1 protein-coding gene is annotated in these 393 nt (G+C 69.5%); it reads right to left on the reverse strand.

The window, feature by feature from the left end:
- Positions 1-12: 12 nt before the first annotated feature.
- Positions 13-393 (reverse strand): hypothetical protein (locus DYI42_RS24105; RefSeq protein WP_213549666.1); only part of this gene is annotated, 381 nt, incomplete at its 5' end.

Here is a 393-nt window from a genome sequence, read left to right on the forward strand (position 1 = left end):
CCTTTGGGCCACTCATTGGCAGGTCTCCTTGTCGTTGGATGCGGCCACCGGCTGCCCTGCCTGCATGGCGTCCTCGATGGCCGCGCGCAAGCGGGCGCGCTCGTTGTCGCCATCGTGATACCAGGCCTGGGACGAGACGCGGTGGATCTGCGGGATCGCCCGGCGCAGTACCGAGGGGCGCCAGATTTCCCGGGCCCGGGCGCGCTCGAGCAGGGCGTGGCTGGGCGCGTCGCATTCGATGCCGATGGCATAGGTTCCGGTCTGCGGGCTTGCGATGGCGAAGTCCAGGCCAAACGCGTCGCCTTCGCTGGCCGGGGCTGCATTCCAGCCCAGGGACGCGATGAACGCGCCAACGATCCTGGCGAAGCCGTCGTGGCCCTGGTCGTGCCCATG

The sequence above is a fragment of the Vannielia litorea genome, assembly GCF_018424695.1.
Lineage (GTDB): Bacteria > Pseudomonadota > Alphaproteobacteria > Rhodobacterales > Rhodobacteraceae > Vannielia > Vannielia litorea_A.